Below are 19,519 nucleotides of genomic sequence, written 5' to 3' on the forward strand. Positions count from 1 at the left end.
GAAAGAGGGAAGAAGTATGCTGAAAATAGGTTCACACGTGTCTTGCTCGGACAAGGGTCTTTTGACCGCAGCAAATGAAGCAAATGAGTATGGTTCCAGCTCGTTTATGATATATACAGGAGCGCCGCAGAATACGCGCCGCAAGCCGATTGATGCCATGTATCCCAACGAAGGGAAGCAGGTTATGAAAGAGAATGGTGTAGAGGAGATTGTTGTCCATGCACCTTACATTATTAATCTCGCTTCCTATAAAGAGAATACGTACCAACTGGCTGTTGATTTCCTGCAAGAGGAAATTCGCCGTACCCATGCACTTGAGGTCAAGCATATTGTATTACATCCAGGTGCGTTCACTGATAAAGATGCTGAATATGGTATTCAGCGGATTGCAGATGGCCTGAATGAGGTGCTTGGAGGCACGAATGAAACGGAAGTGCATATCGCTCTAGAAACTATGGCTGGTAAGGGAACAGAGATCGGCCGCAGTTTTGAAGAAATCGCTTCTATTATTGCTAAGGTCGAACATAACGAACGTCTATCGGTCTGTCTTGATACTTGCCACATTCATGATGCTGGTTATGATATCGTTAATGATTTGGACGGTGTTCTCAACAAATTTGATGAGACTATCGGGTTGAACCGTCTTGGTGTAATCCACATTAATGACAGTAAAAATCCATGTGGCGCTCGCAAAGACCGTCACACGCCAATTGGCTCAGGTTGGATTGGGTTTGATACGATTAACAAAATCGTACACCATGAAAAGCTGGAAGGTCTGCCTTTCATTCTGGAGACCCCATGGATTGGTAAAGATGCTAAGACACAACGTCCGATGTATGAGGTGGAGATCGCTTTGCTGCGTGGTAACGTAGCTGAACGCTTTGGACCGGAATTCGTGCAGGATGTTGAAACATTACGTGAATTTTTTGCCAAGCAGGAGATTGATTCCCGTCAATATGTACTTAATGTCTGGGAGCTGCTGAAGAACGATGCCAAAGCTAAAAAAGCTGATCCACGTGAACCACTGGAGCGTCTGTACGATGAAGTTGTCGCAGCCCAGTTGTTTCCGCAACTAAGCGAGGAAGCTATTAATCATCGTTTAATTGCTTGGTTAGCAGGCAATTAAGTGCTCGTGAACGCTTAAGCTATACTTCAGATTGCGTAGGTAGATGAGAGGATGGGAAGAGGGTCATGGAATTACACGTAAAAAGAAACAATTCGTCGGGTGTCGAGCATTATTCCAACCGGGCACGTATGCTTATTTCCTGCCCTGACGGACCGGGAATTGTGGCGGCTGTATCACACTTTCTGTATCAGCATGGCGCAAATATTGTGCAGTCGGATCAGTATACGATGGATCCAGATGGCGGAATGTTCTTTATGAGAGTCGAGTTTGACCTACCTGAATTAGGCGATCGTCTGGAAGAGATTCGCTCTCAATTTGGCGGAGTGGCGGAGCGTTTTAAGATGGACTGGAAGATCTTTAATGTTCGTCATAAGAAGAAACTTGCCATATTCGTCTCTAAAGAAGACCATTGTCTTGTTGAACTGCTCTGGCAGTGGCAAGCGGGCGATCTCGATGCCGATATTGCCCTCGTCGTTAGTAACCATTTGGATATGAAATCTTATGTCGAGTCGTTTGGCATTCCATTTCATCATATTCCAGTCACAGCGGATACTAAGGATGAAGCAGAAAAACGCCAGTTAGCGGTCATCGGAGACGATATCGATGTTATTATATTGGCACGGTATATGCAGATTATCTCGCCGTCCTTTATTGAGCATTATCGCCATCAGATTATTAATATTCACCACTCTTTCCTGCCTGCCTTTATTGGCGGCAATCCATACGCCCAAGCGTACCAACGTGGGGTGAAAATTATCGGGGCAACCGCTCACTATGTTACTGAAGAACTAGATGGTGGACCGATTATTGAACAGGATGTGCAGCGGGTAAGCCACAGTGATGATGTTATTGAGCTGAAACGGATTGGGCGTACCATTGAACGTGTTGTTCTGGCTCGTGCGGTGAAATGGCATATCGAGGACCGGATTCTCGTCCATCAGAACAAAACTGTAGTATTTAAATAAAGGTATTCTCCGGTGAAAGCAACGGTTATGCCCGAGGGCTTTCACCGGAATCCTTTAATTTAATAGTTCACTAAATCTCTATCAGGTAAAAAAGCATTTTACCAGCAGCTTGGCTATTTATGCCAAGGTGCTTTTTGTCGTTCTCAAAAATCATATAGTTAAGGAGGTGGAAGGTTTGGCGTTACAGCGAGGACGTTTGTTAAAACGTAATTATTTTTTCGCAAGTCTCATTTTGATTACTGGATTCGGGGGATTGCTAGGTTATGATCTCTATTTCAAGCCCTACGTGCTTTCCCAAACCGTGGTCAAAGTTAAGGTGGGAGCTGGGGAATCTCTACCTAAAAATTATGAGCTGAAAGCAAGTGATTTGTATCTGGATTCTGTTCAGACCAAGGATATACCCTCTGGTGTAATTACGGAAATCGCACAAGTGGAGCACAAAATTACGAATGTGAATCTGACTAACGGTAGTATTTTGACAGCATCACTGGTGGATGTTAGTGATTTAGAGCCTTTGCAGGATGAAGGTATATTTCCTATTCCGAAGGAGGCTATTTATGCCATCAATGGTTCGTTGCGAAGCCGGGATAAGGTAGACATTTATCTTGTAGAAGGTGAGCGAGAGAAGCAGCGAGAGGCGCTTGGTTCAAATACAGTTAAAAAAGAAAACGAGGAACAGGTGAAAAAACAAAGCTTGCTTAGCGATCCTGCTAAAGAGATCTTTTTATCTGGAGTTACCGTGAACTATGTGCGAACAGAAGACAATAATGATGTGCAGGATTCTGAGAAAGGCAACAACAATAACCGATTCACTTCTACTGGCAAGGTGGCGACACCAGAATTGAAGCTGAAGAAAAGTGAGGGTCAACGGCTAGGACAATTTTTGGAGCAGGGCAAAAAACTGTGGATCGTACGGGTAGAGTAGGGGGAGATTGCCTTGAAAATATTTAGTCTCGGCATAGATCAGTTAACGATTATTGATATCAAAAACGCGGGATTTAATGTAGTTACACAAAACGTGTATCCCGATCCGGCGCATACCGAAGGTCATATGTTAATGGTTACTAGTGACCAGGTATCTGTTCAAGCGCTTAGCGAGCTGCGATACAAATATCCAAGCTCTATGATCCTGTATTTATATCTGCAAAAGGGAATTCGCGGCTATCAAGCTGTGCATATGTTGTGTGAAAGCTTAGGTCTATATTTTATTCCTCCTCGTTCTACCTCGTCAGCAGTGATAGAGAAGATTCGTTTTATCCTGGAAGAGGATGGCGAGGAACGGAGCAATTTGGTTGGCTTTTTTGGCTCAGGTCCAGGCATTGGCTGCACGAGTGTGGCGAAGCTGTTCGCAAGACGAATTGCTGCGGCAGGTCTACGTGTTCTTGTACTTGGTTTGGATTTATATGACCCCGGGTATGACCGCAAAGCGACGATAAGTCTAGACAAACTGCGCCCCAAGCTTACAGGGAAGATGATTCATGATGAAGATTTCGAGCAATTGATTAGGCAGGATGGCTATTTGTATCTACCGGGGAATTACGACTACTTGAGTGTCCAGGATTATCTGGAGGAAGAGATCGAATATTTCTTGGCTAGAGCTGGAGCAAATGCGGATGTGGTTATTGCTGATTTCGGTTCAATTCCCGAGAGTGCTGCGTGGTATGTCGGTATGCAAAAGTCGTCGTTACGCATGATTGTCACTCATCCTAAACATGAACACAGATTACAACCTCTATTCGAGCTTGCGGGGCATATAGATCTGCGTCCGCATGATTTCCAGCTGATCATTAACCGCAGTAATGTGGAGGAAATATCTTCGTCCAAAAATATGGCTCTTAGATTTGGCACTGAAATCTTGCTGGAGCTACCGTATTACCAGCCCTTGCAGGAAAGCTTGCCTCTAGGCAAAAAAGAGCTACAGCATTTGGATGATAAGGTACATTCTCTATTGGTGTCGATGGGATTAGCGCCAGAGGCCAAAAAGAAAGGGATATTTCTATGATTGAAACTCTCGCGAGTCGTCCACTCTTTTCTCTAAAACAAAGCGTGCTGCGCACTAGCAAACCGGGCAAGGAAGATTTTTATGCTTTTTTACAAAAAATGAAAACCGAGATGAACGAAGGGTTAGAACGTGAGGATGACGCTTACTTCGAGCTAAATGCAAAGGCATTAATTGGCGATCCGCAGGCAGTTAGCTTTTTTATGAATGAGATTGAGAAGTACTTACGAAAAACACCTTTTACTGGAAAGGTTCCAGAAGCGTACCGAACGGCGGCAGAGGCCCTGTATCACGAGTGGAAGGGTTTTGGACCAGCGTATCGTTGGTTTACTGATCGTGCATACAGCGAGTCAACCGGATTACAAATGATTGGGAAGCAAATTTTTTATAACCATAAAGGTGAGTTTATAGCTTACCCGTATGAGATGCCTTCACTGGATCGGGTGGAGCAGCTGAAGCGTTCCTTGCTAAAAAGTGATCCCAATAAAAAGCTGAACAAGGATAATCCTTCGGTGGAGTTCAAAATGGATGATCCGCTTTGGCCAGGTAGATTTATTCGGCTTGCGATTTGGGTATCACCTAGGGTCTGGGAGGGTTTTACTACGATATCACTGCGGCGACAGGTTGTGGAATTTCTGGATTTGGAGGATCAAGCGGGTACGGAATGTATTCCTGCCGAGGCGGTTGAGTTCATTCGGGCGTTATCGTCCACGTTTCGCAATACCATTATTGCGGGTGCTGTAGGGTCAGGAAAAACAACCTTTGCCAATACGATCGTTGGTGAGCAACTGCTTGGCTCTTCCTCCTGCATGGGAGTAGTGATGATAGAGAAACATCCGGAATCCATTTTACCGTATCAAATTAAAGGCCATCGAATTATTCCAATTCAAGCTGCGAATGAGGAACTGATGGAGGTGGGAGTAGAGTCGCTGCGGCATGACCCAAATATTTTGTATATGACAGAGATGCGTTATAACGAGTGGGAATTTTATTTGTGGAGTGGGGAAAAAGGATACGACGGGATCACCGGAACCTTCCACACCGTGGATTCGGAGGACATTCCTTATCAAGGTGCGTTTGCTGTGTCGACAAGAATTGGCGGGAGTCTAAAGGGGCATTTGATTTCTGCGCTGAAATCATGCGAGCTGGTGTTTATTTTGGAGAGTGTCCCGAACGGGAAGAAGCGGCTGGCGCGAATATCAGAAATCTTTTACGAAGAGGATAGAAATTCAGTGTTTGCTAATGATCTTATGCGCTGGGAGCCGCAGGAAATGTGTTGGTCTTATAATGACAAGCTGACGAAAAATCTGATGCTAAAAATGACTAAGAAAAATGCGGAGGCTACACAGATTGTCCAGAAAGAGCTGGGACGACTTGCTTCAACAAAACCAATGGATCAGCCGCTTAAAGAAAGCTTGAAATCTAAGATAGTACTTAATGAGTGAGGAGGTACAGCTATGGATTTACTATTTTATATTTTTCGTTTTGTCCTTCATTTATGGATTGTGTGGGGACTGTGGTTACTCACCAAACTGCTCATCGAAAGGCATTTACGGCAGGTAGTCCAGAAATTCGATTTTCGAATTAAACATAAGATGAGTATTTTTGGCAAAAGAGTTAGCTCGGTTAAAAAAAGGCTGTGGCTCTACCGCCATCTGGACAAGCTTCTGTATTTCGTACACCGGAAGTATGAACCAGGTATTAGCGTTATGCGTTTTGTTATGCGTACAGCTATTTTATTTATTGCGGTTTTCTTATCAGGACTACTGACTCTTAGTGAGCTCCCTGAAAGGTTGAGTTTTAACAATCCTTTTTTGGAGGGGATTACTTTTAATGAAGGACAGCCGATTCAGGGGGCGTGGAGATTTCCACTTTTTATAGCTGTAATATCTGCGACGATTCCTTATTTTCGTATGAGATACATCTATGCACAGCGGAAGGTACATGGAAGCTACGATCTCCTCGATGTAGTCAAAATCTCCACCAAATTCACACATTTGTCGGTAGATTCGATTCTTGATCGGACAGCGGATTTTCTTACGGATAAAAATGTACTAAAGAGCCCTCTGAAGCTGCTAGGTGCCGCATTTTCTAATTACAGTAATGAGAAGGAGCTTGTTGAGGAAGCAGGGAGATTCTCCAGTGCGATCGGCACCACCTTCGCTTTAGAGTTTATATCAGATCTGCTCTATGCCGAGAAGGAGGGAACCCGTTATTTAAAAAGCTCGCTAATGCTGTTGAATCGTTCTATGGAGCAGCAGAGAGAGACGATTTTAACTGTAAAAGCAGGAAGTAGAGATGCGATCAGCCTTGGCTTATATGGGAATCTTCTGGTGCTGGTATCTACGGTTGGTACCTTTATGTATATGCTGAAGCCCGATATCTATTTTCAACTGCAGTTCGAAACTGCGGTAGGTCTTTCCTTTTTGATGGTGATCGTCTCCGGCCTTTTTATCTCTTTTGTGATCAGTACTATTCTTGCCAGGCCCAAACTGGACTACCACTAAGGTGATGAACTATGGATAGATTATTACTACTAATTACAGTGATCGGGATCGTGTATGTCGCATTACTTGTGTTTGTGAGCAGCAGCAGTAAGCAGGAACGATATCTTGTCCGACTGGGCATCCGGTGGAATTCGCTGGGTGAACACGTGCAGAGTGATAGATTTCAGCAATTGTTGAATGAATGCAATTTATTAATCTCGGCTCGAAAAGTTACGCTATTTCGTTATTCAGCGGCAATCATCTATTTATTTAGCCAAGTCGTCAGCGATTTCATCCGATCTGTTCCTTTTTCATTCTATGACCCTCTAATTGCTCTACTTATTCTCGTAATCAGCAGTCCGATGCGTTATCTTCCGCTTGGTTGGGTGTTGGCGTGGCTTCACCAAAAGACGAATATTCAAAAAGATGGCGAGTTGATCTCCTTCATTCGTCTCTATGAGAATAATCGCCTACGTAAGCGCGGATATGTGCAGTTTGGTGCTTTTTGTGGGAGTACAGCGGGACATTTTCAATATATACGTCAGGATTTGTATGAGCTGTCAGAACGGGCAGTAGATGAGGGTGTGGAGGGGGCGATTGAATGGTTTTGTGCCAAATTTCCGGATAACCATCACTTTATTAATGACATCCGGTCCATTTTGCTGGCGACAGAAGGCATGGATGATGACACGGAAGCTGCAAACTATTTGCGTGAACAAGGCAAGATTATCTCCAAAATCTCCAGCGATCAGTATTTAAAAAAATGGTCTTTCATCGGTGATCTATCGACGATTATTAATGTTATTCCATCGATTGCTACTTTTTTGATGATCGTTGCCATGGCGATGCAGTACATTTTGCTAATCAAAGGAAATTTTAATGGAGTCGGCATGTTCCAGTGAAAAATTGTATATTCAACCTTATTTTTAAAACCTAAAATAAAAAGGGAGAAATTAACAATGAAAAAAGACGCTATTTCTACAGGTTTGTTTATCGCTATCGGTTTTTTGTGTGTGGCCATCGTAATTGCCATTTTGATTCCTCTGGTGCGTGACGTGATTAATGCTGCCGATGATAATAGACCGACGATCCCGGGGGTATCTCTAACTCAACCGCTGGATTCCAGCCAGACTGCACTAACTATGTCCATGACTCACGTTTCGGTATAAGTCAGATGAAAAAAGACTCTATTTCCGTCGCTATGTTTTTGGCCATTGGCTTTGTAATTGCGGGGATGTTTGTCACGGTAGCTACGCATATGATCGGCAGCAGTCAGGACGATATCATCTCACATACTAAGCAAGTGGAACAGTATTAGAAGGAGGCGTGTCTAATGAAGGAGACCGTCCTCCGGGCATTGTTCATGTGGCTAGTCCTGTTTATTATCCTGCAGCCTATCTTCTCCTACATAGATTATCTGCTAGATTTACAGGTCAAAGCTAATACGTCCTATATCACACAAAAAGCAGCAACAGAGGGGATGGTTACAGCTTCTATGCGGAATGAAGTAATTTCAAATCTGAAGGCGATTGGATTTTCTGAAGCTTCGATAGAAATTACTAGCAGTACAGACACCGTTCAAGAGCGAAAGCAACGAATTGATGTGTATGTAACCGCGCCGCGGATAAATCTGTTTCCTTATAATTTTTCTACGGTTTCGCAGCCGACTCGATATTATGGGCATGGATCAATTATGAGTGAGTATCTCGATTGACTAAGGGATGAGCGTAATTTATGGATTACATTATTAAGCTGGCATTTGTCCTACTGATCTTTATCTACTCCTGGTTCTTTCAGATCCAGAATCAGGAGTGGGACCAGCTGCGCAACATGTTAAAAGACGCAAATAATATCGCTGTTCACGATGCCGCACAGGAATTAGATGAGACCGAATTGACTCGTGGTCGTCTGATTATAGATCCTGCAGAAGCGTACGATACTTTTCAGCAAACCCTGCAGAACAATCTAGGCCTTGATAGCGGCCTTTTCCCCCAAGGGAGCAGTCGTTTTAAGACACAAGTAAAGATTGTGAAATTCGATATTATTGATGATTCCGATGGTGTGACGTTTCCACTTTTATACGAGGATAGCGAATATGGCATAACCAAATACATCGCAGGTCCTTCGGTTATTGCCGTCATAGAGACGGAACACCCGGTTCTGATCTCCAGATCCAAAACACAACAGCCCATCAGGGTGCCAGCAGTTCAGGAGTATAAGTTCAATAAGTAAGAAAAGCGAATTAAAGAAAAGGGAGAGATTCAGTGATGAAGAAGAACATTTTAAGAGCAGCTTTGACTACAACAATGTTACTTAGCATGGTATTGGGGCAAAACGTGATTACTAACGCAGCAGCGGTTACACCAGTAACCGCATCTACACCATCAGCTACAGCAAAACCTGCTGCTACACCAGCACCCATTATGAGGGATAACTTAAGTAAATATGGTTTGAAAAAGGATTTAGAGTTGCCGGTTACGGTTACGGCGGGTGGGCTTAGTTATATGCTGGAGAAGTTTATGATTTATGATTTTAAGTCAAAAGATGCACAAAATTTAGTGAAACAATTTAAATATGACTCATTTGGAGTAATGGTTAGCAAACCTAAATACTTGGTTTGGACTAAGATAATAATTAAAAACAACAGCAAAAGTATTGTGAAAAGAGCATTGTATGATCAAGCGGACAAATGGGTTATAACTCTAAAAAAAGGAGGGAAACTTGATCCAATCTGGCCAAAGGTAAATGAGGGGAGAATAAACAATAAAAGTGCATTCTACTACTATATGCTTAAGCCAGGAGAACAACTATCCACCTATCAAGCATTTTTATATGATGGAGATTTCGAATATTTTGCAATTCGTATGTTTCATGCTGGAGGATTTGATGAAAAATTAGTAGTTAGTTATTAAGAGGCAATAATATGAAAAAAATAATTTTATTAATTCTCTGCTGTTTTTTGTTTTTTACATTTATTCATTCCACATCTGTGCTTGCAGCTGAAATAAAATCTTTCTCAATCTCTGTTCCTATTACAACTGGTTTGCTTGGATCTAGCAATGCTGCTAAAGACTTTTATTTAGATCTTCCTAGTGGCATGACTAGTTCATCAATCAAGACAGGAACTCTAAAATATACAGGATCAAATGAAAAAATAGACCTTTTGTTGGAGAACGGAAAGATCAAAGTTACGCTTAAAGGGGTCGCAAATCAAAAATACCTAAGTAATGTAGTGGGATATAGAAGTTCTTGGGAAGAAATGTATGAAACGCAAATATATAATTCGATTTGGCTATATTCAGACGGAAAAAGATGGCAAATAAATCAGTACGATGAAAAAAATGATCGGATGAAGACGGATGATGTTACAGCAACTGATGGATACCCCTCACAAAATCCACCTAAATTAAAGGTAACAGCTGGTCCTTATCAAGATAGTGAGTATTTAAAATGGTATAACGGATCGGTATATGATGTTGTTGATAACCATAACATTATTAAATCTACTATAAAAGTTATTCCTTTTAAAAAATCATCATATGCAGACGATCCTAAATTTAAAAATGGGAGAATTATATTGAATTATATGATCCCTGACGGTGTTCCTTGGGATAAAGAAAGTAATGACGGATTATCTGGTAAAGCGGAAGGACGAAAGTATAAAGCATTCGCATCCTATTATTACACTGCAGACGCTAAAGTCACCACCTACAGCTACGGGGGAACAGTCAGCTTTGAATATGGTCTCCCAGATGAAGCTACACTCACAGGTTCTGCAATTCTAGAACAACCTAATCCAAACCCAATTAAGTTTGATAATAAGAATGTTTCGGTTAAGATCGCATTGAAGGGTGAGCTGCTATCCTATAAAGATATTTCGAATATTTCAGAATGGATTTTTTATGCCAAAGAGAAGGGTAATGACAGTTCACTCCAGACAAAAAAGGTGTATACCAAAACTCTAACGACAAACGAAACTTTCAAGTTTGAAATTCCGAAGGAGAAAGTGGCAGGTAAAAGTAACTACAGTCAAGAGTACGAACTAAGTATAGTAGTGAGATTTAAGAATGAAGTCGTGACCAAAAGAAGTAAGTTCGATTCGTTAAAAGAATCTTTTACAGTCAAAGCAGGAGTGTATACAACCTCAGGTCCTCCGGGAGGAGGGTTTCCAGGTCCTACATCACCGCCAGAACTACCGAGAGAGTTAAAACCTCCAGTAGCTCTTATAAATGCACCGAAAACTGTAAAAGCAGGACAAGAGTTTGTAGCCAGTGCAGCAGGGTCGTATGACCCCGATGGTTATATTACGGATTACTTTTGGGATACCCCTAATGCTAAGGGAGAATTGAGCACTTTGCCAAGGGGAACGCTTTGGTATGATAAAGACCATTTGGGGGAACAAACACTTGCTTTGACTGTAATGGACGACGACAAAATGACTGGAAGTACTAGTACTGAGGTTAATGTCATTGAGCCAAAACCAGATGCATCTATCAGGGTAGATGGTACATTAAAGCAAAATCGAAAGGTTATCATACAAAGTTACGTTAGTAGCCCGACCCACTACCCAATAGTAGATGCTAAGACTAAATTCACCATCACAGTCGTATCAGGTGGAATGAATTCTGATATTAAATATAGCGGATCGCTGAACGGAGTATATAGCAAAGATGTGCTATTCAAGAAGCCAGGGAAATATAAAGCAACCATTTATGTGGAGAATACATTAGGGCTAACTGCGAGAAACGAAACAACTTTTGATATAGCACCAGACCAGAAACCTTTTGCATACTTTACGATGGCTGGAACAGCGTATCGCAATCCTTCAGATGGTAATCAAGCGACCCTATCAATAGATGATATGTCGTATTCACCAGACCAAGATATGGTGGCTCGAAGGCTTTGGGAATACCGCTACGATTCTGATAACAACGGAAATTTTTCAGGGGAACCATGGGTTGTTTTTAATAATGAGAATTTAGATCGTTTGAATCTCAAGGTAAGAGATGTTGGGCAATACGAAGTGCGACTAACTGTATTCGAAGAATTTGGCCAGCCGACCATCGATGAGTATGTGACACAGGCTGATCGGCAATCCATTAATTCGGAAACTACACAAAATGTGATCGAACGGATCTTCACGGTTAAAAATCAAGCACCTGATGTCGATTGGTCATGGTAGAGAGGATTAGAGATGCGGGAATTTAAAAAAACAATTTCAACGTTTATGGCCCTTGTATTACTATTTCTCTTATTCCCTGAATTTTATTCGGGGAGTGTTAAGGTAGAGGCTGCAGGTGACCCAAACATCGTCAATTATATGGACATACGAGTGGAGGGTTTTCAAAAATACGCTCCTACTTTACCGAGCGCAGGAAAAATTGGTTCTATAACGCTAGACGTACCTGGATTTACACTCACTAATGTTCGATTCGATTTAACTACAAGGAAATTTTTATATGATATCGTCTTGGATGGACCCATTATTATGAAAACTGGAAATGAAGCAAGATGGTGGCCTGATATGCAACGTACCAGATATGTTACCATTTCTACGGGATTAGGAGATATCAATCATTATATAACTGCTAACTGGAGACAACATAAGGTAGTTGAAGGTCCAAACGTAGATATTGGGGCTAATCATACATTTATTACGAATTCAAATGATTTTAATATAATAGAAACAAAGAGATGGGAAACGTGGTATGGAGATTTTCCAACTGAAATTTCTATCAATGTCGCCGCCGCTGACGCTCAACATCAGCCAGATCAATATTTGAATGGTTGGTACAATCAAGCATATACGTATATGTATAAATCATTAATTATAAATAGTGCACCAAGTCTTACAGTGACTACACCAAGCGAGCAGCAGCTACTAAATGAACCAGGATTCAGTGGAATGAACATCGAGGGATATGTTCGAGATGTGGACAATAATGATCTAGTCGTTAGTGCTGAAATCCCTAATGTGTTCTATAAACAAGTTCTTGTCCAACAGGCACTAAATAATAAATGGTTTTCCATCCCAATAGATGTTTTGGCAGACGGAATTCCTCCTGGACGACACAATATCATTATCAAGGTTGTGGATCCCTATAATTATAAGGATGAGAAATCGTTGGTCGTTAATGTATCCTATAGGCTTAGGAATAAATCCTTTATATTGATTAACACTCCTATAGACTTATCAACCACATACAAAGACTATGAAGGAGATTCTAAATATCAAGAACGCTATAGATACGATCATAACCCGTATTTCTTCGATAATTCGATGGGTATCATTTCGGATAGTGGGTTATGGCGTTCAGAAAGGTATACCTCCTTTCCATATAGCGGACTCTATAACGCAACCTTTCAAGCACGAGATAATCCTAAAAACGATGACCGATTCGATGACTATCGTTTATGGAGTCGAGATAATTTATCTTCAATGACCTATCATGTTCATCGGAAGCCAATTGCATTGTTTGCTGCCAAACTGACGTGGGGATCTCTTCAGCTAACAGATAGTTCCTACGATTTGGACCACATCACGGCTGTTAATAAGGGACTTATAGCTTGGCAATGGCAGTATAAAAAAACTGATTCTGAAATATGGACAGATGGTCAACCGCCAGCTCAATTACCGAGTTCTGGACAATATGACATACGCCTTAGAGTACGTGATGTCGATGGCGATAATGGGTTGGGGGTCTGGAGCGACTGGTGTGTTAGGACGGTGGGGGCTACAGGTAATCTACCTCCCGTAGCGGTATTTACCGTTGATCCTAATATCGTTTCCTACCGCAAGGCTACTAGCATAACAGATAAATCGTTTGATCCGGATAATGATCCATTAGATGTTTATTACTGGACGGTTATCAAAGACGGTTGGAATAAAATTTGGGAGCATTCGGGAGGAGCTACAACGCCACCTAATATTGCAGCTTTTGGGATTGGTAATTATCAAATTAGTTTACAAGTGCATGACAATCGAGGGTTATGGTCGGATTGGTATCGCCAAAATGTCCAGGTGATTAATCACCCACCCGCAGCAGCATTTAACATGCCAGCTGAAGTATATCGAGATACAGTAATTACAATGGATAATCTGACACCAAACCCTGATGAAGATGGAGATTCGCTTGCTTATTTATGGTACGCCAAACTCAACAATAGTCCTTATTATTATGCTGGTAGTAACCGCAACCAATCTTTGACGATACGAGATCTTCTTGCTGCAAACAGAATTTCACCGCAGCAGGCTATATCAGAAGGATGGGAAATGCGCCTTAAAGCAACAGACGTACCTAATCCCTCAAGTATTGGAGCTTTAAGTTCCAATGCAACACGTGCATTTGCTGTTAAAAATCATATTCCAACAGCTGCTATTAATGGTCCATCGGCAGTATTCCAATATGATACCCGACAATATACATCTTTTGATGAGGATGGAGATCCCTCCGACGTGGCTAGTCTGCAATACTTCTGGAAAGTAACGGATAGTGATGGCCTTACGCAATGGATTCGAACTCCTAATATTGATGTTAATTTTCCTGAGTCCGGTATCTATACATTGGAACACTGGGTTATCGATCAGATCGGTGATAAGTCTAATATAGCTACGTTGAAGGTGAATGTTACTAAAAATCTAGCGCCCTCAATGACATTGATAACCCCGGTGGGAACCGGAACCAATCCATCCGTAATAGATGCCGAAATACAAGGAGATCCATTAATTAAATGGAATTATACAGACCCAGAGAGTGATCCGCAGGAGAAGTACCGTTTAGAATTTTTTTCAAAAGACGGACTCTTAGTTAAGACAGTTGAGAACTTTGACACCACAGGTCAGCTGCGGCAGTATCAACTCCCTAACCATACATTTAATCGATTTGAATACTTCACCGTATATGGGCGGGTTTATTCCAAATTAACCTGGTCAGAAATATCTAACGAAAAAACGTTTATCATCGACAATCCGCCACAGCCTAGATTCACACTAATCACGGATACAGGTAGAGATGCTGCCAAAGAGCCGATTTATCGCACGGATCTTTTGAATATCAAGAGCAAAGCGACGGATCCAGACATTGCAAAGGGAGATACGATCAGCCATAAGTATGATTTGAAATCATCCAACGGGACGGAAGGATTGGCTAGTACTCAAGCTGAATTTACGAAGAAATTCACCTCAAATGGCGTCTTTACCTTTAAACAAACCGTTACGGATTCTCTAGGACTGTATCGAGAGCTATCTCAGAGTATCACCGTAGCTAACCGTAAACCGACCGTAACGATAACGTACCCAACAAGTACTGACCCAAGTAAGCCTATGATCGCAAGTACGCTTACACCAATCATTAAGTGGGATTATCAAGATGAGGATGGAGATGAACAACAGCGGTATAAGGTACAAATTATCAACTTGGCGACAGGGACGGTTAAGGTTCAATCTGGCGAAAAAAATTCAAGTACCAAACAGTGGCCAGTGCCTGCTGGAATATTGGTGGAGAACGAAAAATATGCCGTGGAAGTAGAAGCTTTTGATGGTTATAACTGGAGTAATATCTCAGTTCGTAAATATTTCATGGTTAATCTACTGAGTATTAAAGGTGGAGTCCAGCACACAGAGGAATGGAATAACAACCGTAAAGGTTACAATTTGAACAAGAGCGGTAATGAGGAGAGTCCTAGAGGCTACAATGTGTTTTGGGCAGGTGAGCGATTTATTTTGCAAGGGATAGCAACCGGTCTACCAGATACTGTTGAGGTGACAATGACGGGAGGTTATTCTACACAACTAAATCCAACTAACAATGACAAAACCTTGTGGACAGGCGAATTATATGATCCGGCATTTGTGAAACTTCCCGATGGTCCAGTGACCTTTACCTTCACAGCTAAGAATGAGTACAATACAAAAATAGATACAGCTACTGTTGTGATCGCTGGCGATTGGTCTGAATATTTTCAGAACCATCGTGTGAAGTAATGAAATATTTATGGCTTTATCCTGGTTCCATCTAAAAAGGGCTACGCGGAAATACGATCCGCATAGCCCTTTTTCACGAGCAATAACTTATATAACTCCTTCAGTCCGTTCTTCATTCATTCTCATCATTCTTGTCGCAACGGAAGGTGTATGTAAAGGTATATTCGTCGAACGTGCAGAGGCTCTTTGAGCTCTACGCACATAATAGGATAACTTGCCGCTGAATATTTTATGGGAACAGAGTGAAAGAGCGAAATCCTCCGGGGTAACAAAGCAGGAAGGCTTATTCACAGGCTGAACTGCGGTATTTTCAAATAAGGAAGCAACAAAATGAGAGCAGAAATAAGCGTTCTCTCGATCTATTTTAACATTTAGAAGTACGCCGATCAGGCCTAAAAGATGGTATTTATAACGTTCCTGATTTTTCATCATCCCTTGGACATGATTGTACATGGCATCGTATTCCGTGGCACTGACACGTAACTGGTAAATAGAGCAATTTGCGCTGCTATAGAAAGGGTGTATGAAATTTTCTTGAATCAGACCCGCGACGAATGGATTGTGCATTTTTTTTCTTCCGAAGCTGTACACCTCACGTAGTTCACTATCAAAGGCGATCGAAGCATGGTTCAGATCAGCTTTTGTAAACCACTTAATGAAACCACTGAAGGCTGTACCTGTACCGGTAAGCACAATATAAACATCCTTTTTCGAAGTCATGTTCAGAATTCCTTTCCACTTGGAGATATTGGATAATGAATGAAAATTTTACTTGAGTAACTCCATCTTACTTTATATTCGAGCATTGTAAAACAAACTTTAGTCGCAATAGAAAACTAGACCATAGGCTAAGTAAAAACCCGTCTTATGACATAGTTACTTTTGCGTATATAAATGCGTAGATATTGCAAAACATAAGCTGTAAAACAAAGAGTTTTTAAAAACAATTGGAATTGCTTCCACACTAGTGATACAATAAGAGTCAAAATGACATTCTTGAGATTTCAGAGGAGGAACTATTAAATGAGTGAACAAGAACAAGCGATCCAGAAGGAAGAAAACTCAACAGTAGATAACCTGTCTATCACAACAATTCGTACGTTGGCTATTGATGCTATCGAAAAAGCGAATTCCGGCCATCCAGGTATGCCAATGGGTTCTGCACCAATGGGCTACCAACTGTTTGCAAAAACAATGAATCATAACCCTGATCATCCAACATGGGTAAACCGCGATCGTTTTGTATTGTCCGCTGGACATGGTTCCATGCTTCTGTACAGCTTGCTGCACCTTAGCGGCTATGATCTTCCTATGGAAGAATTGAAACAATTCCGTCAATGGGGTAGCTTGACTCCTGGTCACCCGGAAGTTGGTCACACAGCTGGTGTTGATGCAACTACAGGTCCGCTTGGACAAGGTATTGGTATGGCCGTTGGTATGGCTATGGCCGAAGCTCAATTGGGCGCAACCTACAACAAAGAAGGGCATAACGTAGTTGACCACTATACTTATGCTATTTGTGGTGATGGTGACCTTATGGAAGGGATCTCTTCTGAGTCCGCTTCTCTTGCTGGTCATTTGAAACTCGGAAAATTGGTTGTATTGTATGATTCAAATGATATTTCCCTTGATGGTAAATTGAATCTTTCTTTCTCCGAAAATGTAGCTCAACGTTTTGATGCTTATGGTTGGCAAGTTCTGCGCGTAGAGGACGGAAATGACCTTCCGGCTATTGAAAAAGCTATTGCTGAGGCGCAAGCTGAGACTAGTAAACCGACTTTGATCGAAGTGAAGACAGTTATTGGTTATGGTAGCCCTAACAAACAAGGTAAAGGCGGCCATGGTGGTACTCACGGTTCCCCACTTGGAGCAGAAGAAGCTAAGCTGACCAAAGATTTCTACAAATGGGTATACGAAGAAGATTTCTATGTGCCTGATGAAGTTCGTGCACATTTTGCAGAAGTGAAGAAAAACGGAATCGCAGCTAACAAAGCTTGGGACGACAAATTTGCGGCTTACAAAAAAGCATATCCAGAGCTGGCTGCACAATTCGAAACTGTAATCAATGGCGATCTTCCAGAAGGCTGGGATGCTAACCTTCCAACTTACACTACTGAAGATAAAGCAGTATCGACTCGTGTCGCTTCCGGTAGTGCGCTTAACGGTCTGACTGCTGGCGTTCCTCAGCTAGTGGGTGGTTCCGCTGACTTGGAAAGCTCCACTATGACGCATTTGAATGGTTTGACATCTTTCACACCAGAATCTTATGATGGCCGCAACATTTATTTCGGCGTACGTGAGTTTGGTATGGCTGCTGCAATGAACGGTATTGCTCTGCACACTGGTCTTAAAGTATTCGGAGGAACATTCTTCGTATTCACAGACTACCTGCGACCAGCAATTCGTTTGGCATCGATCATGAAATTGCCAGTAACCTATGTATTGACACATGACAGTATTGCAGTTGGTGAAGATGGTCCTACGCATGAACCAATCGAACAATTGGCTTCCTTGCGTATCATCCCAGGTCTGACTGTTATTCGTCCGGCTGATGCTAACGAAACTTCTGCAGCATGGGCTTATGCTATGGAAAACAAAGAGAATCCGGTTGCTTTGGTTCTGACTCGTCAAAACTTGCCAATTCTTGCTGGAACCGTAGATGGCGTTCGTGAAAACATCAAACGTGGTGGTTATGTTGTCTCTGATTCCAAAAATGGCACTCCACAAGCACAACTTATCGCAACTGGTTCTGAAGTACAGTTGGCAGTTAAAGCGCAAGCTGCTTTGGCAGAAGAAGGCATCGATGTTCGTGTAATCAGCTTGCCAAGCTGGGATCTGTTCGAAAAACAAGACAAAGAATATCGTGATTCCGTAATTCTTCCAGGAGTCAAAGCCCGTCTTGCTATCGAAATGGCACAAACCTTCGGATGGGAACGTTACACTGGTGACCAAGGCGATATCCTAGGCATCACTACTTTCGGAGCTTCCGCGCCTGGCGATAGAGTTATGAAAGAATACGGCTTTACTGTAGAGAATGTAGTTAGCCGTGTGAAAGCACTTCTGTAATTAACTGAATAATCATTAGGGGGAGAACAAGTAATGAGTCAGTTTAACAACGCAACGATCGAAAAAGCAGCCAATGTATATTATGGCGGACAAGTAACCAGCCGTACGGTAATTTTGCAAGATGGATCTAAGGTGACACTGGGCATCATGTTGCCGGGTGTGTATGAATTTGGTACAGATGGTCCTGAAATTATGGAGATTCTGTCCGGCGATCTTAAAGTGCTGCTTCCCGGCACTGAGGTATGGCAGGAGATTAAGGGAGCGTCAACGTTCAATGTTCCTGGCAACTCTAAATTTGCGTTGGAAGTATTTGAAGTAACTGATTATTGCTGTTCTTACCCGGTTCTATAGAAAACAGACTTTTCTAAGGGTTGTCCTATAAGTAGCTTTTTTCAATGAGTGAGACGACCCGGATTCAATTTAAAAATCGTAAAGTCAGTAAGGCAGCGGTTCTCCTGTTATAGGAGGATCGCTGCTTTTTGTTGTGGCTGGTGATTGCTTGATGTTCAAATATGTATATTCATCATGCTCCTTTTGAGGCTTAAGGAAGCAGATGACATTAGGGCTGAATCGGATCATCACCAAATTAGCATCGGGACACCACCATCCTCACTGCTTATGGACCAAGATGACGTTAGCGCTGGAGCAACACCAACTTAGCACCGGTTCAACAACATTCCTACCACTTAAGGACCCAGATGACGTTAACGCTGGATTGAACACCAATTTAGCACCCGGTCAACACCAATCCTACCGCTGTAGCACCCGGTCAACACCAATCCTACCGCTTAAGGACCCAGCTGACGCTATTAGCAAATTTATAGCCTTTTAAGCAAGTTTTCGGACTCCAGTGCAGCTATTTCATAGAAACAGGCTCATAATTGGCGCTTTTTT

The 19,519-nt window shown here is 42.1% G+C and carries 17 protein-coding genes; 16 read left to right on the top strand and 1 reads right to left on the bottom strand.

The features are described from left to right. Positions 1–16: 16 nt before the first annotated feature. The 14 genes from MHI51_RS06010 to MHI51_RS06075 all read left to right on the top strand — a co-directional run bounded on the left by MHI51_RS06010 (position 17) and on the right by MHI51_RS06075 (position 15,559). Entirely contained in the window at positions 17–1,126 is a 1,110-nt protein-coding gene (locus MHI51_RS06010) for a deoxyribonuclease IV (protein WP_036681702.1), read from the top strand. 65 nt (positions 1,127–1,191) lie between these two features. Further along, positions 1,192–2,091: a formyltetrahydrofolate deformylase gene (gene purU / locus MHI51_RS06015; RefSeq protein ID WP_076219715.1), complete on the top strand. Its 900-nt coding sequence runs from the start codon at positions 1,192–1,194 to the stop codon at positions 2,089–2,091. Positions 2,092–2,266: 175 nt separating this feature from the next. After that, positions 2,267–3,016: an SAF domain-containing protein gene (locus MHI51_RS06020; protein WP_076219714.1), complete on the top strand. Its 750-nt coding sequence runs from the start codon at positions 2,267–2,269 to the stop codon at positions 3,014–3,016. A 12-nt stretch (positions 3,017–3,028) separates the two neighbouring features. Further along, complete coding sequence (locus tag MHI51_RS06025) at positions 3,029–4,093, top strand: hypothetical protein (RefSeq protein ID WP_405173680.1); 1,065 nt, start codon at positions 3,029–3,031, stop codon at positions 4,091–4,093. Beyond that, positions 4,090–5,535 carry an ATPase, T2SS/T4P/T4SS family gene (locus MHI51_RS06030; protein WP_076277693.1) on the top strand — a complete coding sequence of 482 codons (1,446 nt, stop codon included), beginning with the start codon at positions 4,090–4,092 and terminating at the stop codon, positions 5,533–5,535. Before MHI51_RS06025 ends, MHI51_RS06030 begins: the two co-directional genes overlap by 4 nt. 12 nt (positions 5,536–5,547) lie before the next feature. Further along, complete coding sequence (locus MHI51_RS06035; protein ID WP_076277694.1) at positions 5,548–6,597, top strand: hypothetical protein; 1,050 nt, start codon at positions 5,548–5,550, stop codon at positions 6,595–6,597. Between the two features lie 11 nt (positions 6,598–6,608). Continuing rightward, positions 6,609–7,478, top strand: coding sequence for a hypothetical protein (locus MHI51_RS06040; protein WP_076277695.1), 870 nt, complete (start codon positions 6,609–6,611; stop codon positions 7,476–7,478). A gap of 57 nt (positions 7,479–7,535) precedes the next feature. Then, a complete protein-coding gene (locus tag MHI51_RS06045; RefSeq protein ID WP_076137569.1) occupies positions 7,536–7,745 on the top strand; it encodes a hypothetical protein in 210 nt (69 codons plus the stop codon). 5 nt (positions 7,746–7,750) lie between these two features. Continuing rightward, positions 7,751–7,894: a hypothetical protein gene (locus MHI51_RS06050; protein ID WP_162636675.1), complete on the top strand. Its 144-nt coding sequence runs from the start codon at positions 7,751–7,753 to the stop codon at positions 7,892–7,894. 15 nt (positions 7,895–7,909) lie between these two features. Further along, the gene (locus MHI51_RS06055) at positions 7,910–8,290 is read left to right on the top strand and encodes a hypothetical protein (protein WP_076220818.1); all 381 of its coding nucleotides are present in this window, start codon (positions 7,910–7,912) and stop codon (positions 8,288–8,290) included. Positions 8,291–8,310: 20 nt separating this feature from the next. Next, on the top strand, positions 8,311–8,808 hold the full coding sequence (locus MHI51_RS06060) for a hypothetical protein (protein ID WP_405173681.1): 498 nt from the start codon (positions 8,311–8,313) through the stop codon (positions 8,806–8,808). Positions 8,809–8,843: 35 nt separating this feature from the next. Then, on the top strand, positions 8,844–9,488 hold the full coding sequence (locus MHI51_RS06065) for a hypothetical protein (protein ID WP_405173682.1): 645 nt from the start codon (positions 8,844–8,846) through the stop codon (positions 9,486–9,488). 11 nt (positions 9,489–9,499) lie between these two features. Then, the gene (locus MHI51_RS06070) at positions 9,500–11,758 is read left to right on the top strand and encodes a PKD domain-containing protein (RefSeq protein WP_405173683.1); all 2,259 of its coding nucleotides are present in this window, start codon (positions 9,500–9,502) and stop codon (positions 11,756–11,758) included. A 12-nt stretch (positions 11,759–11,770) separates the two neighbouring features. Continuing rightward, positions 11,771–15,559, top strand: a complete 3,789-nt coding sequence (locus tag MHI51_RS06075; RefSeq protein WP_405173684.1) for a hypothetical protein — start codon at positions 11,771–11,773, stop codon at positions 15,557–15,559. An 87-nt stretch (positions 15,560–15,646) separates the two neighbouring features. Here the strand turns inward: MHI51_RS06075 and MHI51_RS06080 are convergent, their stop codons facing one another. After that, positions 15,647–16,279 carry a hypothetical protein gene (locus MHI51_RS06080; protein WP_036681725.1) on the bottom strand — a complete coding sequence of 211 codons (633 nt, stop codon included), beginning with the start codon at positions 16,277–16,279 and terminating at the stop codon, positions 15,647–15,649. A gap of 303 nt (positions 16,280–16,582) precedes the next feature. On the opposite strand from MHI51_RS06080, the gene tkt reads away from it, so the two are divergent. Both tkt and MHI51_RS06090 read left to right on the top strand, forming a co-directional pair. Continuing rightward, positions 16,583–18,625, top strand: coding sequence for a transketolase (tkt, locus tag MHI51_RS06085; RefSeq protein WP_036681727.1), 2,043 nt, complete (start codon positions 16,583–16,585; stop codon positions 18,623–18,625). Between the two features lie 33 nt (positions 18,626–18,658). Beyond that, positions 18,659–18,976, top strand: coding sequence for a pyrimidine/purine nucleoside phosphorylase (locus tag MHI51_RS06090; protein ID WP_036681729.1), 318 nt, complete (start codon positions 18,659–18,661; stop codon positions 18,974–18,976). Positions 18,977–19,519: the final 543 nt, after the last annotated feature.

The organism is Paenibacillus sp. FSL H8-0260 (assembly GCF_045040625.1).
GTDB classification, from domain to species: Bacteria; Bacillota; Bacilli; order Paenibacillales; family Paenibacillaceae; genus Paenibacillus_AQ; species Paenibacillus_AQ odorifer.

Coding starts and splice junctions, on each gene's coding strand:
- MHI51_RS06030 (WP_076277693.1), top strand. CDS start 4,090: ATGATTGAAACTCTCGCGAGTCGTCCACTCTTTTCTCTAAAACAAAGC.
- MHI51_RS06065 (WP_405173682.1), top strand. CDS start 8,844: ATGAAGAAGAACATTTTAAGAGCAGCTTTGACTACAACAATGTTACTT.
- MHI51_RS06045 (WP_076137569.1), top strand. CDS start 7,536: ATGAAAAAAGACGCTATTTCTACAGGTTTGTTTATCGCTATCGGTTTT.
- MHI51_RS06060 (WP_405173681.1), top strand. CDS start 8,311: ATGGATTACATTATTAAGCTGGCATTTGTCCTACTGATCTTTATCTAC.
- MHI51_RS06075 (WP_405173684.1), top strand. CDS start 11,771: ATGCGGGAATTTAAAAAAACAATTTCAACGTTTATGGCCCTTGTATTA.
- MHI51_RS06040 (WP_076277695.1), top strand. CDS start 6,609: ATGGATAGATTATTACTACTAATTACAGTGATCGGGATCGTGTATGTC.
- MHI51_RS06010 (WP_036681702.1), top strand. CDS start 17: ATGCTGAAAATAGGTTCACACGTGTCTTGCTCGGACAAGGGTCTTTTG.
- MHI51_RS06080 (WP_036681725.1), bottom strand. CDS start 16,279: ATGACTTCGAAAAAGGATGTTTATATTGTGCTTACCGGTACAGGTACA.
- MHI51_RS06035 (WP_076277694.1), top strand. CDS start 5,548: ATGGATTTACTATTTTATATTTTTCGTTTTGTCCTTCATTTATGGATT.
- MHI51_RS06050 (WP_162636675.1), top strand. CDS start 7,751: ATGAAAAAAGACTCTATTTCCGTCGCTATGTTTTTGGCCATTGGCTTT.
- MHI51_RS06055 (WP_076220818.1), top strand. CDS start 7,910: ATGAAGGAGACCGTCCTCCGGGCATTGTTCATGTGGCTAGTCCTGTTT.
- purU (WP_076219715.1), top strand. CDS start 1,192: ATGGAATTACACGTAAAAAGAAACAATTCGTCGGGTGTCGAGCATTAT.
- MHI51_RS06090 (WP_036681729.1), top strand. CDS start 18,659: ATGAGTCAGTTTAACAACGCAACGATCGAAAAAGCAGCCAATGTATAT.
- MHI51_RS06070 (WP_405173683.1), top strand. CDS start 9,500: ATGAAAAAAATAATTTTATTAATTCTCTGCTGTTTTTTGTTTTTTACA.
- tkt (WP_036681727.1), top strand. CDS start 16,583: ATGAGTGAACAAGAACAAGCGATCCAGAAGGAAGAAAACTCAACAGTA.